Raw genomic sequence first — 23,095 nt, 5'->3', positions numbered from 1 at the left:
CTAGATGTAGCGGCGCAGCGAACGGGCCAGCTCGGTGGCGCCGCCCTTTTTCTTGGTCGACTGCTGCGGCTGGTAGGCCACCCGGGCGTGCTCGACGCAGTAGGGGCCTTCCGACGAGCGGCGGCCGCAGAAGGTGAAGCTGTCCGACGACGGGTCGCCGATCGGCCACTTGCACATGTGGGCGCCCAGGGTCAGCACGGTGGCCGAGCCCGGGGCTTCGTTGCGCAGCACCGGAACCGACGGCTGCTGGTGGGCCGAGACCTGGACCGGGGCCGGGGCGACCGGCTCGGCGGCGACCACGCGGCGCGGCGCGGCCGGGATCGTCGAGGCGGCGGCCGGACGGGCCGGACGCGGGGCCTTGAAGGCCGGGCGAGCCGGTTGCGACGGCGCGGCGCGACCCGACAGGCCCAGGCGATGGACCTTGCCGATCACGGCGTTGCGGGTGACCCCGCCCAGTTGTTTGGCGATCTGGCTGGCCGACAGGCCGTCCAGCCAAAGCTTCTTCAGGGTGGTGACCCGCTCGTCAGTCCAGCTCATGGCCCATCTCCGCCTAAAATCGGGCCATGACGAGAAACCCCACCTCGCCATCGCCCTACATCTGGTGTACAGACCGCCCCGCCGGCGGCTGACCTACCAGATAGTGTAAAGAATGCGTTAAGACGCACAATAGGCGCCAGGTAGTCTGTCCACAGAAACTATATATTGATTCTCGGAGCGGGACGCTTGCGTCCGACCCTCGCCGGGCGCACATGGCGAAGGAATTTCCAGGATCGGGCCAATGAGAGACATGGCAGACAGCGTCGTTCCGCCGCAGCCGCGCGACTATCACGGCTGGAACTGGAGCGGGTTCCTCACCCTCTATCAGCGCGAGATCCGCCGCTTCTGGAAGGTGGGCATGCAGACCGTGGCCGCCCCGGTGGTCACCACGCTGCTTTACATGCTGGTGTTCGTGGTCGCGGTCGGGTCTGACCGTCCCGCGGTCGAGGGGGTGACCTTCGGCCATTTCGTGGCCCCGGGCCTGATCATGATGGCCGTGCTCAACAACGCCTTCGCCAATTCGTCGTCGTCGCTGATCCAGGCCAAGATGATGGGCCTGACGTCCGACTTCCTGACGCCGCCCCTGACCCCGCTGGAGCAGGTGGCCGCCTTCGGCCTGGGGGCTGCGACGCGCGGCGTCGTGGTCGGCGCGGTGACGGCGGCCGTGATCGGCGTGCTGCCGGGCGCGGGGCTACAGGTCTCGCACCTTTGGGCGATCATCTACTTCGCGGTCGGCGCTGCGATCATCCTGGGCCTGGCCGGCGTGCTGGCGGGCCTGTGGTCGGAGAAGTTCGACCAGCTGGCGGCGGTGACCAACTTCGCCATCATGCCGATGACTTTCCTGTCGGGCACCTTCTACCTGGTCGACAAACTGCCCGAGCCGTTCCGCACGGCCAGCCACTTCAACCCGTTTTTCTACCTGATCGACGGCTTCCGCTACGGCTTCATCGGCCACGCCGACGGCAGCATCGCCATCGGCGTCGTGGTCACGGCCGTGCTGGCCACGGGCCTGTTCCTGTGGTGCTGGGCCCTGTTCCGCAGCGGGTACCGGCTGAAGAGCTGAGGCGTGGGGCGGCCTGCGAAGGTCGCTCGCTCAGCCTTTCCCTCCCTACCGTCATTCCCGCCCTTGTGGCGGGAACCCCTGGTTCCGCTCGCAGGGGCGGCGCAAGCGGCGTGCCTGGCACGCCGCCCCATTCGCACTTGCGGCCGACAGAGAGGTTCCCGCCACAAGGGCGGGAATGACGGGAGTAGGGGTGACTACCGTCCCACGCCCTTGACCAGCACCTCGACGTCCTTGGTCGGGCCGTCGTTGATCACCGCGATGTGGGTGTCGTTGATGAAGCGCAGCTGGCCGTCCACCTCCACACGGGCCGACACCGAGTAGCGGTGGTTCGGAACGATCTGGGCCGGATCATAGGCCAGCTTGAACGCCACGGGCGGGGCGCGCGTGGCGTCGATCACGTCCTCGGCCAGCACCTTGGCCGGCGCGTCGGCCAGGCTGACGTCCTGCAGGCGCACGATCGTCTTCGTGTTCGGCGGCAGCATGATGCGCTCGCGCCAGACCACGGTCCCGGTGACGACGGCGGGGCCGGCGGCGGGCGGCGTCGAGGCGCAGCCGGGCAGGGCGGCCAGGGCCAGCAGGGCGAGTGAAACGGCGGCCTTCATCGTGGATCCTCCATGCATCTCCCCCACGCCCAGGCTTAGGTCGGATCGCGCCCCGATGGCAAGTTAGCGGTCCCGCGCCGCCAGGGTGTGTCCGCCACGCCCCGCCGGGCGAAAATTCATAGTGATTTCATTGACAGGGCAGGGCTTCGCGTCGACAACGTCGGGCCTTCCAGTCCCCGCGCGAAAGCCCGGGGGCTTCTTGCCTTTTTGGGAGGCCGAATTGAGCACTGCGACGTCGTCCAACTCCTCGCAACACCACATCATGGGCGTGTACAACCGCGCTCCGCTGGCGTTCGAACGAGGCCGAGGCGCGCGCCTGTTCTCGACCGACGGCGGCGAATACCTGGACTGCGTGGCGGGCATCGCCACCTGCGGCCTGGGCCACGCCCACCCGGTGCTGGTCGACGCCCTGAAGACCCAGGGCGAAAAGCTCTGGCACGTCTCCAACATCTACACGATCCCCGAGCAGGAAGTGCTGGCCGACAAGCTGTGCGCGGCCACCTTCGCCGACGTGGTGTTCTTCACCAACTCGGGCACCGAGGCGATCGAGTGCGCCCTGAAGGCCGCCCGCCGCTATCACGCGGTGGCCGGCAATCCGGAACGCATCGACATCATCGGCTTCGACGGCTCGTTCCACGGCCGCTCGTACGCGGCAGTCAACGCCTCGGGCAACGCCGGCTATCTCGACGGCTTCGGCCCGCGCCTGCCGGGCTTCGTCCAGCTGCCGTTCGGCGACTTCGACGCCCTGAAGGCCGCCATCGGCCCGACCACGGCCGGCGTCATCATCGAGCCGGTGCAGGGCGAGGGCGGGGCGCGCGCCCTGACCGAGGCCCAGCTGGTCGAATTGCGCGAGATCACCCGCGAGGCCGGCGTCCTGCTGATCTTCGACGAGGTCCAGAGCGGCATGGGCCGGACCGGCAAGCTCTTCGCCCACGAGTGGGCCGACGGCGCCGAGCCCGACATCATGTGCGTGGCCAAGGCCCTGGGCGGCGGCTTCCCCGTCGGCGCGTGCCTCGCCACCCACGAGGGCGCCAAGGGCATGACCCCCGGCACCCACGGCTCGACCTACGGCGGCAACCCGCTGGCCATGGCGGTCGGCACGGCGGCCTTCGACGCGATCAATACGCCCGAGCTGCTCGACAACGTGAAGACCGTCGCCGGCTACTTCACCCAGCAGCTGAACGGCCTGAAGGACCGCTTCCCGGACGTCGTGCTCGACATCCGCGGCAAGGGCCTGCTGATCGGCATCAAGCTGGCGTCCAACAACCGTGAGTTCATGGCCCTGGCCCGCGACCAGCAACTGCTGGTGGCCGGCGGCGGCGACAATTGCGTGCGCCTGCTGCCGCCGCTGAACCTGACGCTGGCCGAGGCCCAGGAAGCCGTGGCCAAGCTCGAAAAGACCTGCGAGGTCGTCCGCGCCCAAGCGGCGGCCTGACGTCTCGATGACCCGACGCCTCCGCGCTCAAGCGGGGGCGTCCACTCCAGCCCATTTTCGGAAAGGTGGCCTGAGATGACCGCCCCCCGTCACTTCATCGATCTCTGGAAGCTCGACGGCGCCACGCTGCGCCTGATCCTCGAGGACGCCAAGGCCCGCAAGACCGCCCGCAAGGGCTGGCCGCAGGGCCGCGTCGACGCCGACGCGCCCGCCAAGGACCGCGTGCTGTCGATGATCTTCCAGAAGAACTCGACCCGCACCCGCTTCTCGTTCGACGCGGCCATGCGCCAGCTGGGCGGCGACGCCATCATCTCGACGTCCAACGACATGCAGCTGGGCCGCGGCGAGACCATCGAGGACACCGCCAAGGTGCTGTCGCGCATGGTCGACGCAGTGATGATCCGCGCCAACGTCCACGCCGACGTCGAGCGCTTCGCTCAGGTCTCGACGGTGCCGGTGATCAACGGCCTGACCGACAAGAGCCACCCGTGCCAGATCATGGCCGACCTGCTGACGATCGAAGAGCATCGCGGCGACGTGGGCGGCAAGACCATCGCCTGGGTGGGCGACGGCAACAACGTCTGCTCCAGCTTCATCCACGCCGCCCCGCTGCTGGGCTTCAAGCTGAAGATCGCCTGCCCGGCGGTCTATCACGCCGACCTGCACGACCTGGCCCGCGCCGCCGGCCTGAACGGCGACGTGACCATGAGCGAGGACCCCAAGGAAGCCGTGCGCGGCGCCGACGTGGTCGTGGCCGACACCTGGGTCTCGATGGGCGACACCGACCATGACGAGCGCCTGAAGGCCTTCGAGCCCTATCAGGTCGACGACGCCCTGATGGATCTGGCCAAGCCCGACGGCGTGTTCCTGCACTGCCTGCCCGCGCACCGCGGCGAGGAAGTCACCGACGCCGTCCTCGACGGCCCGCGCTCGCTGGTCTGGGACGAGGCCGAGAACCGTATCCACGCCCAGAAGTCGGTCCTGGCCTGGTGCTTCGGGGCCATCGGCTGACCATGGCCCGCATCGAGCTCGACAAGGACGTCCGCGAGGCCGCGCTGCGCAAGCTCTCACTCTACCTCCGCGACGAGCTCGATCGCCCGGTCAGCGGCCTGGAGGCCGGCTTCCTGCTCGACTTCATCGGCGAGACCCTGGGCCCGGTGTTCTTCAACCAGGGCGTCCGCGACGCACAGACGCTGTTCCTGCAAAAGCTGGAAGACGTGGTCTACGAGATCGAGAAGCCCGTCTGACAGAAACCTCCCCCTTTGGGGGAGGCGGCCGAAGGCCGGTGGGGGGGGCAGTTTTCAGCTTCCGCGCCGCCGGCCGATTTCTCAGTAACACCCCCCACCGATCGCTGCGCGATCGCCTCCCCCAGAGGGGGAGGTTCCGGACATCAGCGCCGCTTTCCCCGCCGCACGCCCTTCGGCAGGCCGCCGCGCGGTTTCACCGCCGCCTGCCGCCTTGCCCCCAGGCGAGGCCTCGGCAGCTTCGGGTCGGCCGGCAGCGGGTCGGTGAGCATCTCGAACAGCAGGCCGCCGGTCACGGGCGTCGCCTCGCGCAGGCGCACCTCGACCGACAGGCCCAGCGGCCAGCGCTTGCCGGTGCGCTCGCCGACCAGCGAGTGCAGCTTCTCGTCGTGGACGAAGAACTCGTCGCCGAGGTTGGAGATCGGCACCAGGCCGTCGGCGCCGGTCTCGTCCAGCTTGATGAACAGGCCAAAGCGGGTGACGCCGGTGATGCGGCCGCTGAAGGTCGCGCCCACCCGGTCTGACAGGAACGAGGCGATGTAGCGGTCGGTGGCGTCGCGCTCGGCGGCCATGGCCCGGCGCTCGGCGTGGGTGATGACCTCGGCGGTGTCCTTGATCCGCGCGATGTCCTGGTCGGTCAGGCCGTCGTCGCCCAGGCCCAGGGCCCGGATCAGGCCGCGGTGCACGATCAGGTCGGCATAGCGCCGGATCGGGCTGGTGAAGTGGGCGTACTTGGCGAGATTCAGGCCGAAGTGGCCGATGTTGTCGCTGGAGTAGTGGGCCTGCATCTGGGTGCGCAGGACCACCTCGTTGATGATCGCCGCGTGCGGGCTCTCTCGCGTCTCTTCCAGCAGCTGGTTGAACCGCTTGGTCTGCGGGGCCTCGCCCTTATTCCAGCGGATCTCCAGGGTCTGCAGGAATTCGGCCAGGTTCTGCACCTTCTCCAGACTCGGCGTGTCGTGCACGCGGTAGATCAGCGGCGAGCGCTTGGCTTCCAGGCTCTCGGCGGCCGAGACGTTGGCCTGGATCATCATCTCCTCGATCAGCTTGTGGGCCTCGAGGCTGGCGCGGCGCGTGATCGAGGCGATCTCGCCGTCCTTGGTGATGACGATGCGGCGCTCGTCGCTTTCGATGGCCAGCGGCGAGCGCTGCTCGCGGCCCTTGCCCATCAGGCGGAAGGCCTCCCACAGCGGCGTCAGGATCGCGTCCAGCAGGGGCGGGGCCTTGTCCGGATCCTGGCCGGCCGGCGGGGGCGTGCCATCGATGGCGGCCTGGGCCTGCTCGTACGAGAGCTTGGCGGCCGAGCGCATCAGGCCGCGCACGAAGCGGTGGCTCTTCTTGTGGCCCGACTTGTCGAACACCATCCGCACCGCCAGCGTGGCGCGGTTCTCGCCTTCGCGCAGCGAGCATAGGCCGTTCGACAGGGTCTCGGGCAGCATCGGCTCCACCCGGTCGGGGAAGTAGACGCTGTTGCCCTTGTCGCGGGCGTCGCGGTCCAGGGCCGAGCCCGGGCGGACATAGGCGGCGACGTCGGCGATGGCCACCCAGACCACCCAGCCGCCCTTGTTGCCTTCGCTGTCGTCGGGATGGGCGTAGACGGCGTCGTCGTGGTCGCGGGCGTCGACCGGGTCGATGGTCACGAACGGCAGGTCGCGCAGGTCCTCGCGGCCCTCCAGCGTCGGCTCCTTGGCGGCCTTGGCCTCTTCCTCGGCCTCGTCCGAGAAGCCGGTGGGGATGCCGTGGCTGTGGATGGCGATCAGCGAGGCGGCGCGGGGGTCTTCCTCGTGTCCGACCGTCTCCAGAACGCGGCAGGGCTTGGGGCCATAGCGGCCGGCGTGGCCGCTCTGCTGCACGACCACCAGGTCGCCGTCCTTCAGGTCGCCGACGCCCGGCTGGGCGACGTCGAGGATGAAGCTTTCCTTGGACTTGCGGTCGACCGGCTCGACGCGGATCTCGCGGCGCTGCTTGCGAACCACGCCCAGCACCTTGTGGGCGCTCTGGCCCAGGCGCTTGATCAGGCGGGCCTCGTATTCGCCGCTCTCCAGCTGCTCGAAGCGCACCAGCAGGCGATCGCCGAGGCCAGGCGCGCCGGCGGCGGCCTCGCGACGGTCGGGCGCCAGGCGCACCATCGGCACGTCGTCGTCGGCCTTGGTCAGCTTGACGAACAGGTCGCCGTCGGCGTCGCGCTCGATCACGTCGGCCACGCCGACCGGCGGCAGGGCGCCGGCCTCGGCGAAGCCGCGGCGGCCGCGCTTGCCCAGCTGCCCCTGGGCCTCCATCTCGCGGATCATCTCGCGCAGGGCGCGGCGATCGGCGCCCTTCAGGCCGAAGTGACGGGCGATGTCGGCCTTGGCGGCCTCGCCGGCGTCGCGCAGGAACGCCAGCAGCGTCTCCTTGTCGGGCAGGCCGGCGGGCGGGCGAGCCTTCGAAGCCACCTTCGGGCGCGAGGACTTCGGGGCAGCGGTCTTGGGGAGGCGAGGTTTGGCCATTGCTCCCCTCTAAGCCGTTTCACGGCCGAGGGGAACGGGCAGGCGCGGTTAGGCCCTAGTACAGGTCCTCGATCCGCTGCGGCGTCTGCTGGGCGGGAGGGACCTCGGGCTTCTTCTCGGCCGGCGGGGGCGTGGCCGGGGCGACCGGGGCCTGGACCACCGGCGGCGTCTCGGGGGCGACCTCCTCGGGCGCTTCCTCGACCGGCTTGACCGGCGGGGGAGGCGGCGGGGGCGCGACCTCGACCGGAGCCGGGGTCGCGTCCTTGACCGGCACGCCCGAGACCTCGGCCAGCGGCGCGGTCGAGACCGCGTCGGCCGGCTTGCCGGTGTCCAGCGCGCCGCGCAGGCCCAGCACGAAGCCCACGACGCTGACCGCCGACAGCAGGACCACCACCAGAGGCAGCGGCATGGGACGTTCGAGCGTGGTCATCGCGCTAGTCTACTCCCCCCGGTCGCCTGCCGTCACGCCTCGGTCTTGGCCTTGGCCGGCGCCTTCTTGGCGGCCGGCTTCTTGGCCGCCGTGGTCTTGGCGGCGGCCTTCTTCGGCTTGGCCTCGGCGGCGTCGCCTTCAGCCTTGGCGGCCTTTGCCTTGGCCGGAGCCTTCTTGGGCGCGGCGGCCTTCTTGGCCGGCTTCTTGCCGCCGCCCTTGGCGACGCGCTCGGCCAGCAGGGTCACCGCTTCCGCCAGGGTCAGGGCCGCCGGATCCGCGCCCTTGGGCACGTTGGCGTTGGTGTCGCCGTGCTTGATGTACGGACCAAAGCGGCCCGACAGCACCCGCACCGGCTTGCCGTCCTCGGGGTGGGCGCCCAGCTCGGCCAGCGCCGCGGCGGCCGCGCGCTGCGGACGTCCGCCGCCGGCCCGTTTGTCGGCCAGGATGGCGACGGCGCGGTTTAGGCCGACGTCGAACACCTCGTCGGCGTTCTCCAGGTTGGCGTAGGTGCCGTCGTGCAGCACGAACGGCCCAAAGCGCCCCAGGCCGGCCGTGATCGGCTTGCCGTCGTCGGGGTGCATGCCGACCTCGCGGGGGAGGGACAGCAGCCGCAGGGCCTTCTCCAGGTCCAGCGCCGCCGGCGTCCAGCCCTTGGGCAGGGACGAGCGCTTGGGCTTCTCGCCCTCGGCCGCCACCTCTTCCACATAGGGGCCGAAGCGGCCGTTCTTCAGCCACACGGCGCGGCCGGTGGCGGGGTTGATCCCCAGTTCCTTGTCGGCGCTCTCGGCCTCGCCGTCGCCCTCGGCCACGCCCAGCTGGCGGGTGTAGCGGCATTCCGGATAGTTCGAGCAGCCGATGAAGGCGCCGAACTTGCCGGTCTTCAGCGACAGCATCCCCGAGCCGCAGGTCGGGCACAGGCGCGGGTTCGACCCGTCGCCCTTGTCGGGGAAGATGTGCGGGCCCAGGGCGTCGTTCAGCGCGTCGAGCACGTTGGTGGTGCGCAGTTCGGCGATCTCGCCGACGGCGGCGTGGAAGTCCTTCCAGAACTCGCGCAGGAATTCCTTCCAGTCGAGCTGGCCGTCCGAGACGAGGTCGAGGCGCTCTTCCAGCGAGGCGGTGAAGTCGTACTCCACGTAGCGGCGGAAGAACTGCTCGAGGAAGGCGGTGACCAGGCGGCCCTTGTCTTCGGGGATGAAGCGCTGCTTCTCCATCCGCACGTACTCGCGGTCGCGCAGCACGGTCAGGACCGAGGCGTAGGTCGACGGACGGCCGATGCCCAGCTCTTCCATCTTCTTGACGAGGCTGGCTTCGGAATAGCGCGGGGGCGGCTCGGTGAAGTGCTGGTCGGCGCGGGCCTCGATGACCTTGGCGGCGGCGCCTTCGACGATGGCGGGCAGGCGGGCGCTGTCTTCGCCCTCCTCGTCGTCACGGCCTTCTTCGTAGACCGCCAGGTAGCCCGGGAACAGCACCACCTGGCCGGTGGCGCGCAGGCCGGTGCGGCCGTCGTGGCTTTCCAGGTCGACCGTGGTGCGCTCGATGCGGGCGCTTTCCATCTGCGAGGCGATGGTGCGCTTCCAGATCAGTTCGTACAGGCGCCCCAGGTCCGGATCCAGGCGCAGCGAGCCGGGGTTGCGGCGCATGCTGGTCGGGCGGATGGCTTCGTGGGCCTCCTGGGCGTTCTTGGCCTTCGACTTGTAGATGCGCGGGGCGTCCGGCACGTAGTCCTTGCCGTAGACGTTTCCGATCACGTCGCGGGCGTCGGCGATGCCTTCCGGCGCGATCGAGACGCCGTCGGTACGCATGTAGGTGATCAGACCCACGGTCTCGCCGCCGATGTCGATGCCTTCGTACAGCTTCTGGGCGGCCTGCATGGTGCGCTGGGCCGAGAACCCGAGCTTGCGGGCGGCTTCCTGCTGCAGGGTCGAGGTGGTGAAGGGCGGGGCGGGCGAGCGCTTGCCCGGCTTCTTCTCGACGGCCTCGACCTTGAAGGTCGCGGCCTGCACGGCGGCCTTGGCGGCCAGCGCCGAGGCCTCGTTGCCGAGGTCGAACTTGGTGAGCTTCTTGCCGTCGTGCTTGACCAGGCGCGCCAGGAACGGGTCGGAGCCGGCCGAGACGTCGGCGTCGACCGTCCAGTATTCCTGGGTCCTGAAGCGCTCGATCTCGATCTCGCGGTCGACGACCAGGCGCAGGGCCACCGATTGCACGCGGCCGGCCGAGCGGCTGCCCGGCAGCTTGCGCCACAGCACCGGCGAGAGCGTGAAACCGACGAGGTAGTCGAGGGCGCGGCGGGCCAGGTAGGCCTCGACCAGCTCCATGTCGAGGTCGCGCGGGGCCTTCATGGCCTCGGTCACGGCGCTCTTGGTGATGGCGTTGAAGGTGACGCGCTGGATCTGCTTGTCCTTCAGCGCCTTCTTCTTGTTCAGCACCTCGAGCACGTGCCAACTGATCGCTTCCCCTTCGCGATCCGGGTCGGTGGCGAGGATCAGGCGGTCGGCGTTCTTCAGCGCGTCGACGATGTCGGAGATGCGCTTGGACGACTTGGCGTCGACCTCCCAGCTCATGGCGAAGTCGTTGTCGGGCTCCACCGAGCCGTCCTTCGAGGGCAGGTCGCGGATATGCCCATAGGAGGCCAGAACCGTGTAGTCGGACCCGAGGTACTTGTTGATGGTCTTGGCCTTGGCCGGGCTCTCGACGACGACGACGTTCATTACGACTCTGAGCTAGGGGGAGGTGGATCGACCTTCCGGCGAACCAGGAGGCGAGCGCCGGAAAGTGGGGGCGACCCTATGACAATGTCAACGGCGGCTGTGCGAACCTTCGCAATTGCCGAGCATTCGCCTGTCGACCTCTCTCTTTAGAGAGAGGGGTGTCGAGCGTCAGGCCATTCCGGATTTGCGTGGGCGGCCGCCCTTGGCGCCGTTGGCCCGCGCCGCCGCGCTCTTGGCGGCGGATCTGGCCTGTCCGGCGATCCTGGCCATGTGCGCCTTGGTCCCGAAAACCCCGGCGGCCAGCTCCGGGATCGACAAGTCGACGTCCAGCGCCTTCCAATGCAGACCATATCCGCCCGGGCTGACGAGGACCTGCGCCAGTTCCTCTTCGGTCGCGGCTTCGAGGCCTTGGCCGAGGCGCGCGGGGAAGGCGAACGCGGCGCCGCTGGTCAGTTCGACCTCGATGCGGCCGCTCGCGCGATCATATCGCGCGGACCGTGCTCTGGGCTTGGTATTGGCCTGCTTTTCGCCGAGGGCCAGTGCGGCGTCTATTTCGGCATCGGTCAGGTCAGCCATTGATATCCCTCCATCGCGCCAGCAGGCGTTGCGGTGCTCGACGACGATCGCCATGGCGCGGCGGATTTCCGCGCGCGTCATGGCTTGGGCATGATCATTGGTGAAGATCACCGCACGCAGCCCTAGCACTCGAAGGACGGTCTATCATTTTAACCCAACTCGATGGGTTTTGAAGCGGTCGCCGAGGCCTCGGTGCGGGTAAAGGCGCACAGCGCCGGCGCCTTGGCCGCCTCGGGCGTCAGCGCCAGCTGCTGAAAGCGCTCGGTCTGGGTCCCTTGCGGAAGGAAGGTGACGACCCGGACCGGGCCGTCGCCCTCGCGCACGACCAGTTCGTACGGCGTGGTCGCGTCGCCGCCTCGGCCCTTGCGGCGCTCGACGATGACCATGCCGTTGCGCAGGCCGGCGCGATAGGCGGCGCTGTCCTCGCGCAGGTCGGCGATGGTCATGGTTCCCTTGTCGTCGGTCTTGGGCTCGAAGCCGCGATCGAAGACCGGCGCTGTCACGTCCGTCACCGTGGCGCACGGGGCGAAGGCGTCGGCGGGCAGGCGGATTGGCCGGCCCTGGTCGATGTGGGCCTCGATGTCGGCCGTGACGTCCAGGCCCTTGGCTTTCGCGGCTTCGACGAAGGCGCGGACCATGGTGGCCTTGGGATCGCGGTTTCGCGCCTGGTCCCGCAGCACGACGTCCAGGCTCGATCCGGCTCGCCGCAGTTTCAGGTCCCAGATCGCGGCCAGCAGCGCGCCGCGCTGGTAGGCCAGCTTGTCGGCGTAGGGATCGGTCCAGAATTTCCCGGCCGCCTCGTCGCCGGGCATGGCGATGGCCGGTGAAGTCGCATAGTCGCGCAAGGTCTCGTTCCAGGCGGCCGCGAAGGCCTGCGGCGTGATCTGGCGTTCGCGAACCATCAGGCGGCGAGCGTAGAAATCGGTGAAGCCCTCGCTGAACCAGTAGCCGCGGGGCCCGAAGGCCTGGCCCAGCCGGTTCGGGTTCCAGGCATGGAAGATCTCGTGCGCCAGCAGCACGCGGATGTCCTCCAGCGTCATGTTGGGCGTGACGGCCATGGCGAAGGCCTGGTGCTTGCCCGTGCCGTGGAACGACGCCCCGCTCTGCGGGGCCAGGCTCAGGGCGGTGACCAGGAAGGGTTTCTCGCGGTCGTCGCCGAAGAAGCCGCGTTCGGCCCACAGGATCGCTTCCAGCGCGCCGCTCAGCTCGGCGTCCGAGAAGGCGTGGTCGCCGCGAATGGCCAGCCGCACCGGACCGGCGCGTACGACGCGCAGGTCGCGACCGCCGATCAGCACGCTCTGGCGCGCGTCCTCGTCCCAATCGGCGTCGTCGAGATTGCTGGCCAGCTTGAAGTCCTTTGACCAGCCCTTGCCCCAGCGAAAGGAGACGGGGCCGTCTTCTCGCCCGTCGATCGTGATCAGGGCGCTCACCCCGTCGACATAGAACCACGAAGGCCGGATCCAGGGCTCGCTGGGATAGCTGTCGGACTGGACGGGGTCGCGCTTCAGGGTGTCGTTGACCCTGTAGCGAAGGGTCAGCCTGCGCCCTGGCCTGGAGCGGATGATCCGCGCCTTGGGCGTGTCCTCGACGACGGAGTCCGCGCCTTCGACCGTCAGGTCGGTCAGGTTGCGCCAGATGCCGCTGCGGCCCATCCAGTTGTTGGGCAGCGACAGGTGGGTCTCGCCGTCGGCGTCGGCCTTGAAGGTGGCCGTGACCTCCAGCGCCGTCAGGTCGCCGTCCTTCATCACCGGCGAAACGACATAGGCCACGGGCGCGGCCCACGCCGGCGCGGCCAGCATGGCCAGGGTCAGCGTCGTTGCGACGCTCAAGGTCTTGGATTTCAACTCAACGCCCCCTCAGACGCCGGCCACCATGCCCCCGGGCAGCAATTCGGCCCGGTCGGCCAGGGCGAGCTCCACCAGCGCCGCCATCACCGCCGAAGTCGGCGCTTTTACGGCGCGCACCAGCTCGTCGCGCGACACCGGCGTGGGCGAAAGCAGCGCGGCCACCTGTTCGCGCAGGGCGTCGTGGTCCAGATCGTCGGCGGCTTCATCCGGATCCCAGGCCCTGTCGCGCTCGCGCATGGACGGCGACGCGGACAGCGAGCGCAGCACGTCCTCGACCCCCTCGCACAGGATCGCGCCCTGGCGGATCAGGTCGTTGGGGCCCTTGGCGCGGGGATCCAGCGGCGAGCCGGGCACGGCGAAGACGTCGCGGCCCTGCTCGGCGGCCAGGCGGGCGGTAATCAGCGAGCCCGACTTCAGTTCGGCCTCGACCACGACCACGCCCATGGACAGGCCCGAGATGATCCGGTTGCGGCGCGGGAAGTCCTTGGCCTGGGCGCGGCGCAGCGGCGCGCTTTCGGAAACGACGCAGCCGTGCTCGGCGATGCGGGCGTGCAAGCTGGCGTGCTCGGGCGGATAGATGTCGGCGATCCCGCCGCCAAGCACGGCGATCGTGCCGGTCGACAGCGAACCCTCGTGCGCGGCGCCGTCGACGCCGCGCGCCAGGCCCGAGACCACCACGTGGCCGTGCTGGCCCAGTTCCGCCGCCAGTTGCCGGGCGAAGCGCTGGCCGGCGGCCGAGGCGATGCGGGCGCCGACGATGGCGACGCTGGGCTGGGGCAGAAGCTCGTAGTGACCCAGCGCCCAGATCACCGGCGGCGGCGGGTCCAGCGTGGCCAGGCGATGGGGAAAGTCGGGCTCGCAGGCGCAGATCAGGCGGGCGCCGAGTTTGCCGCCGTCGTCCAGTTCGCGCAGGATCTCGTCCGTGGGCGGCGGCCGCAGCGGGGCCGCCCGGCCTGCCCGGCGGGCCAGGTCAGGCAGGGCGATCAGCGCCCGCTCGGGCGAGCCGAAGCGCTGAAGAAGGTGGTCGAAGGCGACGGGGCCGACCGTCTCGGTGCGCGCCAGGCGAAGCCAGGCCAGGCGCTCCTGATCGGAAAGGCCCCGGGTCATCAGGCCCCCGTGGGCGGCGTTTCCGCCGTCTTCTTCTTGCCGATCTTCGGCTCCTCGCCCTTGAGCAGGCGGGTGATGTTGTCCTTGTGGCGGATGTAGATCAGCACGGCCATGAACAGGCAGAGGCCCAGGATCGGGTAGGGGCGGTCGGTGGCCAGGGCGAAGGGGGCGGCCAGGGCGGCGGCGGTCAGGGCCGCCAGCGAGCTGATGCGGAACAGGGCGGCTACGGCCAGCCAGGTGGCGGCGGCCAGCAGGCCCACGGGCCAGGCGGCGGCCAGCAGCACGCCGTAGAAGGTGGCCACGCCCTTGCCGCCGTTGAACTTCAGCCAGACCGGGAAGATGTGGCCGGCGAAGGCCGCGCCGCCGGCCAGGGCGACGACCAGCGGGTTGCCGTGGCTGAGCAGGTGGGCCAGGCCCACGGCGACCGCGCCCTTGCCGCCGTCGCCCAGCAGGGTGATGGCCGCCAGGTCCTTGCGGCCCGAGCGCAGCACGTTGGTCGCGCCGATGTTGCCCGAACCGATCTTGCGGATGTCGCCGGCCCCGCCCAGGCGCGTGGCGATCAGGCCGAACGGGATCGAGCCCAGCAGGTAGCCCCCGATCACGGCGATCGCGAGGGTCAGATAGGCGACGGGGGCGAGGCTTTCCAAGAAATGCTACCTTTGCGCGAGCGAAACATGGCCAAGCTTGGCCGGTGAGGCAAGCCCGTTTTCGCTTCTTATAGCCGCTTCGCGCGCCGGTTCATGCTTCCGTTTGGGAAGTTCGGCTTGGGCGTCCGGACGCGCCTGTTCTATTGAGCGGTCCATGAAGGATCCGCGCTACGCCCGTCTGATTCCCATCCTCGCCGCCGCCGTGCTCGGCGTCGGCGCCGCCCTGGCCCTGGCCCACTTCGTCGGCAAGCCCGGGGCCGCCGACAAGCCCGCGCCGGCGTCGCCCGCCAAGATCGCGCCGCCCAAGCCGGTGGAGACCGCGCCGGAGCCCGTCGCGGCGACGACCTTCCTGCTGTCGATCCAGGGGATCGCGCTCGGCCCGGACGACTATGTCGGCGCCTTCGGCCTGAAGCTGGCAGGCGCCAAGGTCACGAAGGTCTGCAAGACGCCGGCCGGCTGGTCGCTGACCGCCGCGCGCGGCGGCGCGGGCCTGGACGGCCAGGCTTCGGTGGGCGCGGCCTTCCTCGATCGCGACCACGTCGGCGACCTGGGCGGCCTGGCCCTGGTCGAGATCCCCGGCGGCGACGCCTCCACCGTCGGCGTGTCGGGCACGGCCCAGGTCGGCGTCTATGGCGACATGGGGCAGGCCCGCCAGATCAGGCTCAGCCCCGCACGCGTCGCCCTGGTTCCGGCGCGGGCCTGCCCTTAGGCCTCAGCCCTCGGCGCGGTGCACGATCCGGCCGTCGACGATGGTCATCAGCACCTGACCTTGCAGCCTGCGGCCGTCGAACGGCGAGTTCTTCGACTTCGAGAGCAGCCTGGCGGCGTCGACGATGATCGGCGCGTCGAGGTCGCACAGCACGAGGTCGGCCGGCGCGCCGGGCGCGATGCGGCCGGTCTGCAGGCCAAGCAGGGACGCTGGAGCCAGGGTCACCGCGCGGATCAGGTCGATCAGGGGCAGGCGCTCGTCGTGATAGAGGCCCAGCAGCGCCGGCAGCAGGGTTTCCAGGCCCACCGCGCCCGGCGCGGCCTGGTCGAACGGCAGGCGCTTGTCCTCGGCCGGAGCCGGGGCGTGGGCGCTGACGACGATGTCGATCAGGCCCGAGGCCAGGGCCTCGATCAGCCCCTGGCGGTCGTCCTCGCCGCGCAGGGGCGGGGTCAGCTTGGCGAACGTGCGGTAGTCGCCGATGTCCAGTTCGTTGAAGCTCAGGTGGTTGATCGACACGCTGGCGTGGATGCGCAGGCCCTTGGCCTTGGCGCGGCCCAGGGTCTCCAGCGCCTGGGCGCTGGTCAGCTGGTCGACCAGCAGGCGTCCGCCGGTGGCTTCCAGGAGGGCCACGTCGCGCTCCAGCATGATCCGCTCGGCCATCGGCGAGATCGACGGCAGGCCCATGCGCGCGGCGAACTCGCCGCCGGTGGCGGCTCCGCCCTTGGCCAGCCACGGGTCGAGCGGGCGGTGGGCCAGGATGGTGTCGAAGCCCCTGGCGTAGGAGAGCAGGCGCTGGAACACCTTGCTGTCGGCGATCGGCCTGTCGGCGTCGGTGACATAGACGCAGCCGGCTTCGCGCATCAGGCCGATCTCGGCCATCTCCTCGCCGCGCAGGCCCTTGGTGGCCGCGCCGGCGCAGAGGATGCGGGCGCTGTCGATGTCTCGCGCGCGGCGCAGCAGGAAGTCGACCGTGCTGGGATCGTCGACCGCCGGATCGGTGTCGGGCTGGACGACGAAGCTGGTGACGCCGCCGGCTGCCGCGGCGCGCGCGGCGCTGGCCAGGGTTTCCTTGGTTTCCGCGCCCGGCTCGCCGGTCTTGACCCGCAGGTCGATCAGGCCCGGCGCCAGCATGGCCCCGCCGCAGTCGACGACGCGCACGCCCTTGCTGAGCTTGCCGAACTCGCGGCCCTTGGCCACGTCGGCGATGACGCCTTCGGAGACGATGACGCCGCCGGGACCGTCATAGCCGCTTTCGGGATCGACGAGGCGGGCGTTGACGAAGGCGAGCGGCTGGGGCGCGGTCATCGGCCTTCCTCCTCGAGACGGTGGGCGAGGGCGGCGAGCACGGCCATGCGGGCGGCGACGCCCATCTCGACCTGGTCCTGGATCAGGCTGACGGCGGGATCGTCGGCGACGTCGCTGTCGATCTCGACGCCCCGGTTCATCGGCCCCGGGTGCATGACCTTGGCTCCCGGCGCGGCGCGCGACAGCTTCTCGCGGTCCAGGCCGTAGAAGCGGAAGTATTCGCGGGTCGAGGGCACGAAGCCGCCCTGCATCCGCTCCAGCTGCAGGCGCAGCATCATCACCACGTCGGCGCCGGCCAGGCCCGACTTCATGTCGTGGTGCACGGTCACGCCCCAGCGCTCGGCCTGGGCCGGCATCAGGGTGGGCGGGCCCACCAGGCGCACGCTGGCGCCCAGGATCTGGAGCAGGGCGACGTTCGAGCGGGCGACGCGGCTGTGCAGCACGTCGCCGCAGATGGCCACGGTCAGGCCCGAGACGCGGCCGAAAGCCCGCCGGACCGACAGGGCGTCGAGCAGGGCCTGGGTCGGGTGCTCGTGCTGGCCGTCGCCGGCGTTGACGACGCTGCCGCTGACCTTCTGGCTGAGCAGGGACGCCGCCCCCGACGAGGCGTGGCGCACCACCAGCAGGTCGGGCCGCATGGCGTTCAGCGTCACGGCCGTGTCGATCAGGGTCTCGCCCTTGGCCACCGACGAGGTCTTGGGGTTCATGTTGACGACGTCGGCGCCCAGCCGCTTGCCGGCCAGCTCGAACGAGCTCTGGGTGCGGGTGCTGTTCTCGAAGAACAGGTTCATCAGAGTCCGTCCCTTGAGCAGGTCGAGGGACTTGGACGTCTGCCGGTTCAACGCCACGAAGGCGTCGGCCAGGTCCAGAAGGTCGGCCGCCTGGGGAGCGTTGAGATCGCCCGCCGAAAGGAAGTGCCGCTTGGGGAACGAGAAGAGGCGCTTGCGGATCGTCTCGATCGCCGCGCTCGGGTCATGGGCTGAAGCCGTCATGAGCCCGCGTCATAGGCGGCTTTGGGCGGGAAGGGAAGGCTAGTCTGCCCCCTCTCCCCTTGCGGGAGAGGGTGGCCTCGCGGAGCGAGGTCGGGTGAGGGGATGAAGGCGCTGTCCGCTCGGAAGCGGTCAGGCTGGGTGGGGCATCGGAATTCCGAGAGACCCCCTCATCCGTCGACTGCGCCGACACCTTCTCCCGCAAGGGGAGAAGGGGAAGTCAGACTTCCCCCCGGATCCCTCGCATCCGTTCCAGGGCGCCCTGCAGGATCCAGCCGGCGGCCATCTTGTCGACGACCTCGCCGCGGCGCTTGCGGTTGACGTCGTGCTCATCGATCAGCACGCGGGTCACCGCCGCCGTCGACAGGCGCTCGTCCCAGAAGGTGATGGTCAGGTCGGGGCGCAGGCGCAGCAGGTTGCGGGCCAGCGCCCGGTTGCTCTGGCAGCGCACGCCCTCGGTGCCGTCCATGTTGACCGGCAGGCCGATGACGATCCCGGCGACCTTGCGATAGTCGATGATGTCGAACAGCGCCGCGGCGTCCTGGGTGAACTTGGTCTTGTGGATCACGGTCAGCGGACTGGCGACCGTCAGGGTCACGTCGGACACGGCCACGCCGATGGTCTTCTCGCCAGGGTCCAGGCCGATGACCGGCTTGTAGTCGGGAATGGCGGCGGCGAATTGTTCGATGTCGAGAACGGGCATGGGCGGCTTCTAGCGCTTCGCGGGCCCTCAGGCGAGGAAAAGCCCCATGCGAGAGCCGTCGGGCTTGTCAAAGACAAGGCTAGGCGGGTAACCCACCCCTCTACTGTCGGAAATTTCCGACTGCCGTCACTACTGCTTGGAGAAGGCCCCATGGCCATCGACGCCGCGACCGTCCGCAAGGTCGCCCGGCTCGCCCGCATCGCCGAACCCGAAGAGCGCATCGAAGCTCTGACGCAAGAGCTCAACGGGATCATGACGTGGATCGAGCAGCTGGCCGAGGTCGACACCGACGGCGCCGAGCCGCTGACCAGCGTCGTGGCCGCCGGCCTGCCGCTGCGCGACGACGTCGTCACCATGGGCGGCGAGCCGGAAGTCGTGACCGGCAACGCCCCCAAGACCGTCTCCAACTTCTTCGTCGTGCCCAAGGTGGTCGAATAATGAGCGCGCTTAACAAGCTCACCCTCAAGGGCGCCATCGACGGCCTGGCCGCCAAGGAGTTCACCTCGGTCGAGCTGACCCAGGCCCACATCGACGCCGTCGAAGCCGCCCGCGGCCTCAACGCCTACATCCTGGAAACCCCGGAGCAGGCGCTCGAGATGGCCGCCGCCTCGGACGCCCGCCGCGCCAAGGGCGAGGCCGGCCCGCTGGATGGCGCGCCGCTGGGCGTGAAGGACCTCTTCTGCACCAAGGGCGTGCGCACCACGGCCTGCTCGAAGATCCTCGAGAACTTCGTCCCGGCCTACGAGTCGACCGTGACGTCGAACCTGTGGCGCGACGGCGCGGTGATGCTGGGCAAGCTGAACCTCGACCAGTTCGCCATGGGCTCGTCGAACGAGACCAGCTACTTCGGCCCGGTCACCAACCCCTGGCGCGCCAAGGACAGCAACAAGGCCCTGACCCCGGGCGGTTCGTCGGGCGGCAGCGCCGCGGCCGTCGCCGCTGATCTCTGCCTGGGCGCCACCGCCACCGATACCGGCGGCTCGATCCGCCAGCCGGCCGCCTTCACCGGCACCGTCGGCATCAAGCCGACCTATGGCCGCTGCTCGCGCTGGGGCGTCGTCGCCTTCGCGAGCTCCCTGGACCAGGCCGGCCCGATCGCCAAGACCGTCGAGGACGCGGCCCTGCTGCTGAACTCGATGTCGGGCCACGACGAGAAGGACTCCACCAGCCTCGACATCGCCACGCCGGACTTCACCCAGTTCGTCGGCAAGTCGGTCAAGGGTCTGCGCATCGGCATGCCGAAGGAGTATCGCGTCGACGGCATGCCGGCCGAGATCCAGAAGCTGTGGGACGACGGCGTCGCCTGGCTGAAGGAAGCCGGCTGCGAGATCGTCGAGATCAGCCTGCCGCACACCAAGTACGCCCTGCCGGCCTACTACATCGTCGCGCCGGCCGAAGCCTCGTCGAACCTCGCCCGCTACGACGGCATGCGCTACGGCCTGCGCGAAGAGGGCGCCAACCTCGCCGAGATCTACGAGAACACCCGCGCCGCCGGCTTCGGCGACGAGGTCAAGCGCCGCATCCTGATCGGCACCTACGTGCTGTCGGCCGGCTACTACGACGCCTACTACCTGAAGGCGCTCAAGGTGCGCCGCCGCATCGCCGAGGACTTCGACAACGCCTGGACCAAGGTCGACGCCATCCTCACCCCGACCGCGCCCTCGGCGGCGTTCGGCCTGGGCGAGAACTCGAGCGACCCGATCGCCATGTACCTGAACGACGTCTTCACTGTGACGACCAACCTTGCCGGCCTGCCGGGCCTGTCCTTGCCCGCGGGCCTGGACGCCAACGGCCTGCCGCTGGGTCTGCAGATCATCGGCAAGCCGCTGGACGAAGGCACGGTGTTCTCGGTGGCCGGCGCCATCGAAAAGGCCGCCGGCTTCACGGCCAAGGCCGACAAGTGGTGGTGATGTGAGGTGCGATCCTCGCCCTTCGACGAGTTCAGGGTGAGGATCGATTTCGACGCCCGCATTGAAGCCTCTTCCTGAGCCTGTCGAAGGACGAGGTTTCACGTACAGAAAGGGCGGCTCCAGCGATGGAGCCGCCCTTTGTCGTTTCAGGCCCTTACTGGCCAGTATCTTATTGGGGCGTGTTCGGCGTCACCGGGACCACCGGAACGGCCGGCTGCGGAGCCGGAGCCGCGATGGGCGCCGGCACGGCCAGCGGAGCCGGTTCGGCGACGATCGCGGCCGGAGCGGCGGGCGCCGGAGCCGGCGTCGGGGCCGGGACCGTGGCGCTGACGTTGCTCGAGGCCTCCTCGGCCGACGGCGCGCTTTCCACGGGCGCCGGGCGAGCCGCGCGGCGGGCGGCCGGGCGCGGCTCGGCGCGGGCCACTTCTACGCGAGCCGCGGGAGCGGGAGCGGGCGTGGCGGCGGGCACCACGGCCGCCGGTTCAGGCATCGGAGCCGGGGTCGGCGCCGGCGCCGGCGTGGGAACCGCCTCGGCTTCTGCGACCTTCAAGCCTTCGTCCGGCGAGGCCGGGGTCTGGGCCTGATTGCTCATGATCCCCCAGGCCAGGGCGCCGACGGCGACCACGGCGACGGGGGCGCCGATCAGCAATGGCAGATTGCTGGAAGACTTCTTCTTGTGCGTCGAGGTGCGGGCATAGACGGGGGCTTGCGGAAACAGGGCCGAACCGTCGCCAGCATTGGCGATCGCGGGTTCAGGACCATCGAGGTTCAAGGCAGGCATTTGGGTCCTCCTCAGCTTATCCTTGTCGGGATAAGTAACGGGAGGTTTCGAACGTGGTTCCTCCTGACCCGGAATGGCGCCGTTTCTGCCGGATTCGGGCCGCAATTCTTGTAGCGCTTGATTTGCCCGCTCCTAGAGGGCGCCGCCCAAGGCGCACTCCCCATCACCGCAAGGCTTCGAACCCTCTCCCTGAAGGGGGAGGTGGCCTGGAGGGCCGGAGGGGGCCTTGCGCGGTCTCAATACCCCAGCGCGACCCCGTCCTTGCGCATCTCGGTCGCCGCCGCATAGCGCCCCGGCCAGCGCTCGATGGCCTGGTAGCCGCCATAGCCGCCGGCGTCGGTCTTGAGGGTCCAGCCGATGGCTTCCAGAGCCTTGCGGGTCGCGGCCGGCACGCCGGTCTCCAGGTCGAGCGCGGCGATGTCCTCGGCGGCGATCCCGGTCGGCTCGGGCGAGCCGCCATGGTGCCAGCGCGGGGCGTCGCCGGCTTCCTGCACGCCCAGGCCGAAGTCGACCATGTTGCTGATGATCTGGGTCTGGCCCTGGGGCTGCATGTCGCCGCCCATGACGCCAAAGCTCAGCCACGGCTCGCCCTTGCGGGTGGCGAAGCCCGGGATGATCGTCTGGAACGGCCGCTTGCCGGGCGCATAGACATTGGGATGGCCGTCGGTCAGGGCGAACAGTTCGCCACGGTCCTGGAACATGAAGCCCAGGCCGTCGGGCATCAGGCCCGAACCCATGCCGCGATAGTTCGACTGGATGATCGACACCATCATCCCGTCCTTGTCGGCGGTGGTGAAATAGGTGGTGTCGCCCTTGCTGGGCGCCGTGCCCGGATAGCTCGGCGTCCAGATCCTGTCGGGACGGATCAGCCTGGCGCGTTCCTTGGCGTAGTCCTTGGAGATCAGCCACTCGATCGGCGACTTGTAGAAGTCCTGGTCGGCGTAGAACCGGGCGCGGTCCTCATAGGCCAGGCGCTTGGCCTCGACGGCGTGGTGGATGGCCTGGGCCGACTGGAAGCCCATGCCGGCCACGTCGAACTGCTCGAGGATGCCCAGCATCTGCAGGGTGGCCAGGCCTTGGGTGTTGTCGCCCAGGGCATGGACGTCGACGCCGCGATAGCCGGTGGTGTGCACCGTGGTCCAGACCGAGCGGTGGGCCGCCAGGTCGGCCTTGGTCATCCAGCCGCCGATGCGCTTGAAATAGGCCTCGATCGTGGTCGCGATCTCGCCCTCGTAGAAGGCCCGGCCGCCGCCTTGCGCGATCAGGCGGTAGGTGCGGGCCAGGGCCGGGTTCTTGAAGATCTCGCCCTCGACCGGGGTCTTGCCCTCGGGCGCCCAGACCTTCTTGAAGTTCTCGACCTCCTCGATGTTGGACGCCGGATTGGTGAAGCGGCGATGGCTGCCCGCCAGGTAGAAGGCGACGTTCTGGGTGATCGGGTGGCCTTCCTCGGCCGTGGCGATCGCCGGCTCGAACAGTTCGGCCCACTTCAGCTTGCCGTAGCGCTCGTGCAGGGCCCGCCAGGCGTCGACCGCGCCGGGCACGCTGACGCTGACGGCGCCGTAGCTGGGGATCTTGCCGTCCTTGGCGCGCGAGCGGACCGTCTCCAGCGACAGGCCCTTGGGCGATCGGCCCGAGCCGTTCAGGCCCACCACCTTGCGGGTCTTGGGATCCCAGAGGAGCACGTAGCAGTCGCCGCCGATGCCGCAGGCGATCGGCTCGCACAGGCCCAGCATGGCGTTGGCGGCCACCGCCGCGTCGGCCGCCGAGCCGCCCTTCTTCAGGACGGCGATCGCCGCCTGGGTCGCCAGCGGATGGGCCGTGGCCGCCGCGCCGTGGATCCCCCAGGCCGCCGAGCGCGAGGCGAAGCTGGCGCCGTCCACCCGGTCGCCGCCATGCACGTCGGGGCGCTTACGGTTCGGGTTGGGGCCGGTGAGGATCTGCGACTGCGCCAGGGCTTGCCCCGCGAAGGCGACGGCGGGCAAGGCGGCGAAGAAAGTGCGACGGCGCATGTCG

General features: G+C 69.8%; 21 protein-coding genes. 7 read left to right on the top strand and 14 right to left on the bottom strand.

Going from position 1 to position 23,095, the window contains the following annotated elements; all coding sequences use genetic code 11:
- A complete protein-coding gene (gcrA, locus tag V6S85_RS13260) occupies positions 1 to 537 on the bottom strand; it encodes a cell cycle sigma 70 cofactor GcrA (protein WP_116569712.1) in 537 nt (178 codons plus the stop codon).
- A 241-nt stretch (positions 538 to 778) separates the two neighbouring features.
- On the opposite strand from gcrA, the gene V6S85_RS13255 reads away from it, so the two are divergent.
- Positions 779 to 1,600 (top strand): ABC transporter permease, encoded by an 822-nt coding sequence (locus V6S85_RS13255; protein WP_101719657.1) that lies wholly within the window; start codon positions 779 to 781, stop codon positions 1,598 to 1,600.
- A gap of 194 nt (positions 1,601 to 1,794) precedes the next feature.
- Here the strand turns inward: V6S85_RS13255 and V6S85_RS13250 are convergent, their stop codons facing one another.
- On the bottom strand, positions 1,795 to 2,202 hold the full coding sequence (locus V6S85_RS13250; RefSeq protein WP_334349170.1) for a YbaY family lipoprotein: 408 nt from the start codon (positions 2,200 to 2,202) through the stop codon (positions 1,795 to 1,797).
- A 220-nt stretch (positions 2,203 to 2,422) separates the two neighbouring features.
- On the opposite strand from V6S85_RS13250, the gene V6S85_RS13245 reads away from it, so the two are divergent.
- The 3 genes from V6S85_RS13245 (at position 2,423) to V6S85_RS13235 (ending at position 4,884) form a co-directional block, all read left to right on the top strand.
- The gene (locus V6S85_RS13245; protein ID WP_116569710.1) at positions 2,423 to 3,637 is read left to right on the top strand and encodes an aspartate aminotransferase family protein; all 1,215 of its coding nucleotides are present in this window, start codon (positions 2,423 to 2,425) and stop codon (positions 3,635 to 3,637) included.
- A 75-nt stretch (positions 3,638 to 3,712) separates the two neighbouring features.
- The gene (gene argF / locus V6S85_RS13240) at positions 3,713 to 4,648 is read left to right on the top strand and encodes an ornithine carbamoyltransferase (RefSeq protein ID WP_058347636.1); all 936 of its coding nucleotides are present in this window, start codon (positions 3,713 to 3,715) and stop codon (positions 4,646 to 4,648) included.
- Entirely contained in the window at positions 4,627 to 4,884 is a 258-nt protein-coding gene (locus V6S85_RS13235) for a DUF2164 domain-containing protein (RefSeq protein WP_243410664.1), read from the top strand. Before argF ends, V6S85_RS13235 begins: the two co-directional genes overlap by 22 nt.
- A 143-nt stretch (positions 4,885 to 5,027) precedes the next feature.
- Here the strand turns inward: V6S85_RS13235 and rnr are convergent, their stop codons facing one another.
- The 7 genes from rnr to plsY all read right to left on the bottom strand — a co-directional run bounded on the left by rnr (position 5,028) and on the right by plsY (position 14,685).
- Positions 5,028 to 7,370: a ribonuclease R gene (rnr, locus tag V6S85_RS13230; RefSeq protein WP_116569709.1), complete on the bottom strand. Its 2,343-nt coding sequence runs from the start codon at positions 7,368 to 7,370 to the stop codon at positions 5,028 to 5,030.
- A 55-nt stretch (positions 7,371 to 7,425) separates the two neighbouring features.
- Positions 7,426 to 7,800 (bottom strand): hypothetical protein, encoded by a 375-nt coding sequence (locus tag V6S85_RS13225; protein ID WP_116569708.1) that lies wholly within the window; start codon positions 7,798 to 7,800, stop codon positions 7,426 to 7,428.
- A 32-nt stretch (positions 7,801 to 7,832) separates the two neighbouring features.
- Positions 7,833 to 10,508, bottom strand: a complete 2,676-nt coding sequence (gene topA / locus V6S85_RS13220) for a type I DNA topoisomerase (protein WP_334349169.1) — start codon at positions 10,506 to 10,508, stop codon at positions 7,833 to 7,835.
- Between the two features lie 168 nt (positions 10,509 to 10,676).
- Complete coding sequence (locus V6S85_RS13215; protein WP_334349168.1) at positions 10,677 to 11,195, bottom strand: DUF2442 domain-containing protein; 519 nt, start codon at positions 11,193 to 11,195, stop codon at positions 10,677 to 10,679.
- 38 nt (positions 11,196 to 11,233) lie between these two features.
- Positions 11,234 to 12,928, bottom strand: a complete 1,695-nt coding sequence (locus V6S85_RS13210) for a M61 family metallopeptidase (protein ID WP_334349167.1) — start codon at positions 12,926 to 12,928, stop codon at positions 11,234 to 11,236.
- Between the two features lie 12 nt (positions 12,929 to 12,940).
- A complete protein-coding gene (gene dprA / locus V6S85_RS13205) occupies positions 12,941 to 14,038 on the bottom strand; it encodes a DNA-processing protein DprA (RefSeq protein ID WP_116569704.1) in 1,098 nt (365 codons plus the stop codon).
- Positions 14,038 to 14,685 (bottom strand): glycerol-3-phosphate 1-O-acyltransferase PlsY, encoded by a 648-nt coding sequence (plsY, locus tag V6S85_RS13200; RefSeq protein ID WP_334349166.1) that lies wholly within the window; start codon positions 14,683 to 14,685, stop codon positions 14,038 to 14,040. Before plsY ends, dprA begins: the two co-directional genes overlap by 1 nt.
- Positions 14,686 to 14,839: 154 nt before the next feature.
- Between plsY and V6S85_RS13195 the strand changes: the two genes are divergently transcribed.
- Entirely contained in the window at positions 14,840 to 15,394 is a 555-nt protein-coding gene (locus V6S85_RS13195; protein ID WP_334349165.1) for a hypothetical protein, read from the top strand.
- A 3-nt stretch (positions 15,395 to 15,397) separates the two neighbouring features.
- Here the strand turns inward: V6S85_RS13195 and pyrC are convergent, their stop codons facing one another.
- The 3 genes from pyrC to ruvX form a co-directional block, all read right to left on the bottom strand.
- Complete coding sequence (gene pyrC / locus V6S85_RS13190) at positions 15,398 to 16,699, bottom strand: dihydroorotase (protein WP_334349164.1); 1,302 nt, start codon at positions 16,697 to 16,699, stop codon at positions 15,398 to 15,400.
- Positions 16,696 to 17,691, bottom strand: coding sequence for an aspartate carbamoyltransferase catalytic subunit (locus V6S85_RS13185; RefSeq protein ID WP_334349163.1), 996 nt, complete (start codon positions 17,689 to 17,691; stop codon positions 16,696 to 16,698). Before V6S85_RS13185 ends, pyrC begins: the two co-directional genes overlap by 4 nt.
- Before the next feature lie 217 nt (positions 17,692 to 17,908).
- A complete protein-coding gene (ruvX, locus tag V6S85_RS13180; protein ID WP_334349162.1) occupies positions 17,909 to 18,391 on the bottom strand; it encodes a Holliday junction resolvase RuvX in 483 nt (160 codons plus the stop codon).
- Between the two features lie 150 nt (positions 18,392 to 18,541).
- Between ruvX and gatC the strand changes: the two genes are divergently transcribed.
- Together gatC and gatA are read left to right on the top strand one after the other, a co-directional pair.
- The gene (gatC, locus tag V6S85_RS13175) at positions 18,542 to 18,829 is read left to right on the top strand and encodes an Asp-tRNA(Asn)/Glu-tRNA(Gln) amidotransferase subunit GatC (RefSeq protein ID WP_116488863.1); all 288 of its coding nucleotides are present in this window, start codon (positions 18,542 to 18,544) and stop codon (positions 18,827 to 18,829) included.
- Positions 18,829 to 20,301, top strand: a complete 1,473-nt coding sequence (gatA, locus tag V6S85_RS13170; RefSeq protein ID WP_334349161.1) for an Asp-tRNA(Asn)/Glu-tRNA(Gln) amidotransferase subunit GatA — start codon at positions 18,829 to 18,831, stop codon at positions 20,299 to 20,301. Before gatC ends, gatA begins: the two co-directional genes overlap by 1 nt.
- A 169-nt stretch (positions 20,302 to 20,470) precedes the next feature.
- On the opposite strand, the gene V6S85_RS13165 is transcribed toward gatA, so the two are convergent.
- Both V6S85_RS13165 and V6S85_RS13160 read right to left on the bottom strand, forming a co-directional pair.
- A complete protein-coding gene (locus V6S85_RS13165; RefSeq protein ID WP_334349160.1) occupies positions 20,471 to 21,082 on the bottom strand; it encodes a hypothetical protein in 612 nt (203 codons plus the stop codon).
- Positions 21,083 to 21,318: 236 nt separating this feature from the next.
- On the bottom strand, positions 21,319 to 23,091 hold the full coding sequence (locus tag V6S85_RS13160; RefSeq protein WP_334349159.1) for a gamma-glutamyltransferase family protein: 1,773 nt from the start codon (positions 23,089 to 23,091) through the stop codon (positions 21,319 to 21,321).
- Positions 23,092 to 23,095 lie beyond the last annotated feature (4 nt).

This window comes from Caulobacter sp. CCNWLW153 (genome assembly GCF_036889365.1).
GTDB classification, from domain to species: domain Bacteria; phylum Pseudomonadota; class Alphaproteobacteria; order Caulobacterales; family Caulobacteraceae; genus Caulobacter; species Caulobacter radicis.
The sequence above is the reverse complement of the archived record's forward strand: the minus strand, read 5'-3'. Positions and strand labels throughout refer to the sequence as shown.

Excerpts from the sequence above, each read along its gene's own strand:
- gatA (WP_334349161.1), top strand. The coding sequence starts at position 18,829 with ATGAGCGCGCTTAACAAGCTCACCCTCAAGGGCGCCATCGACGGCCTG.
- gatC (WP_116488863.1), top strand. The coding sequence starts at position 18,542 with ATGGCCATCGACGCCGCGACCGTCCGCAAGGTCGCCCGGCTCGCCCGC.
- V6S85_RS13160 (WP_334349159.1), bottom strand. The coding sequence starts at position 23,091 with ATGCGCCGTCGCACTTTCTTCGCCGCCTTGCCCGCCGTCGCCTTCGCG.
- V6S85_RS13225 (WP_116569708.1), bottom strand. The coding sequence starts at position 7,800 with ATGACCACGCTCGAACGTCCCATGCCGCTGCCTCTGGTGGTGGTCCTG.
- dprA (WP_116569704.1), bottom strand. The coding sequence starts at position 14,038 with ATGACCCGGGGCCTTTCCGATCAGGAGCGCCTGGCCTGGCTTCGCCTG.
- V6S85_RS13250 (WP_334349170.1), bottom strand. The coding sequence starts at position 2,202 with ATGAAGGCCGCCGTTTCACTCGCCCTGCTGGCCCTGGCCGCCCTGCCC.
- V6S85_RS13185 (WP_334349163.1), bottom strand. The coding sequence starts at position 17,691 with ATGACGGCTTCAGCCCATGACCCGAGCGCGGCGATCGAGACGATCCGC.
- rnr (WP_116569709.1), bottom strand. The coding sequence starts at position 7,370 with ATGGCCAAACCTCGCCTCCCCAAGACCGCTGCCCCGAAGTCCTCGCGC.
- topA (WP_334349169.1), bottom strand. The coding sequence starts at position 10,508 with ATGAACGTCGTCGTCGTCGAGAGCCCGGCCAAGGCCAAGACCATCAAC.
- V6S85_RS13165 (WP_334349160.1), bottom strand. The coding sequence starts at position 21,082 with ATGCCTGCCTTGAACCTCGATGGTCCTGAACCCGCGATCGCCAATGCT.
- argF (WP_058347636.1), top strand. The coding sequence starts at position 3,713 with ATGACCGCCCCCCGTCACTTCATCGATCTCTGGAAGCTCGACGGCGCC.
- pyrC (WP_334349164.1), bottom strand. The coding sequence starts at position 16,699 with ATGACCGCGCCCCAGCCGCTCGCCTTCGTCAACGCCCGCCTCGTCGAT.
- gcrA (WP_116569712.1), bottom strand. The coding sequence starts at position 537 with ATGAGCTGGACTGACGAGCGGGTCACCACCCTGAAGAAGCTTTGGCTG.
- V6S85_RS13255 (WP_101719657.1), top strand. The coding sequence starts at position 779 with ATGAGAGACATGGCAGACAGCGTCGTTCCGCCGCAGCCGCGCGACTAT.
- ruvX (WP_334349162.1), bottom strand. The coding sequence starts at position 18,391 with ATGCCCGTTCTCGACATCGAACAATTCGCCGCCGCCATTCCCGACTAC.
- V6S85_RS13195 (WP_334349165.1), top strand. The coding sequence starts at position 14,840 with ATGAAGGATCCGCGCTACGCCCGTCTGATTCCCATCCTCGCCGCCGCC.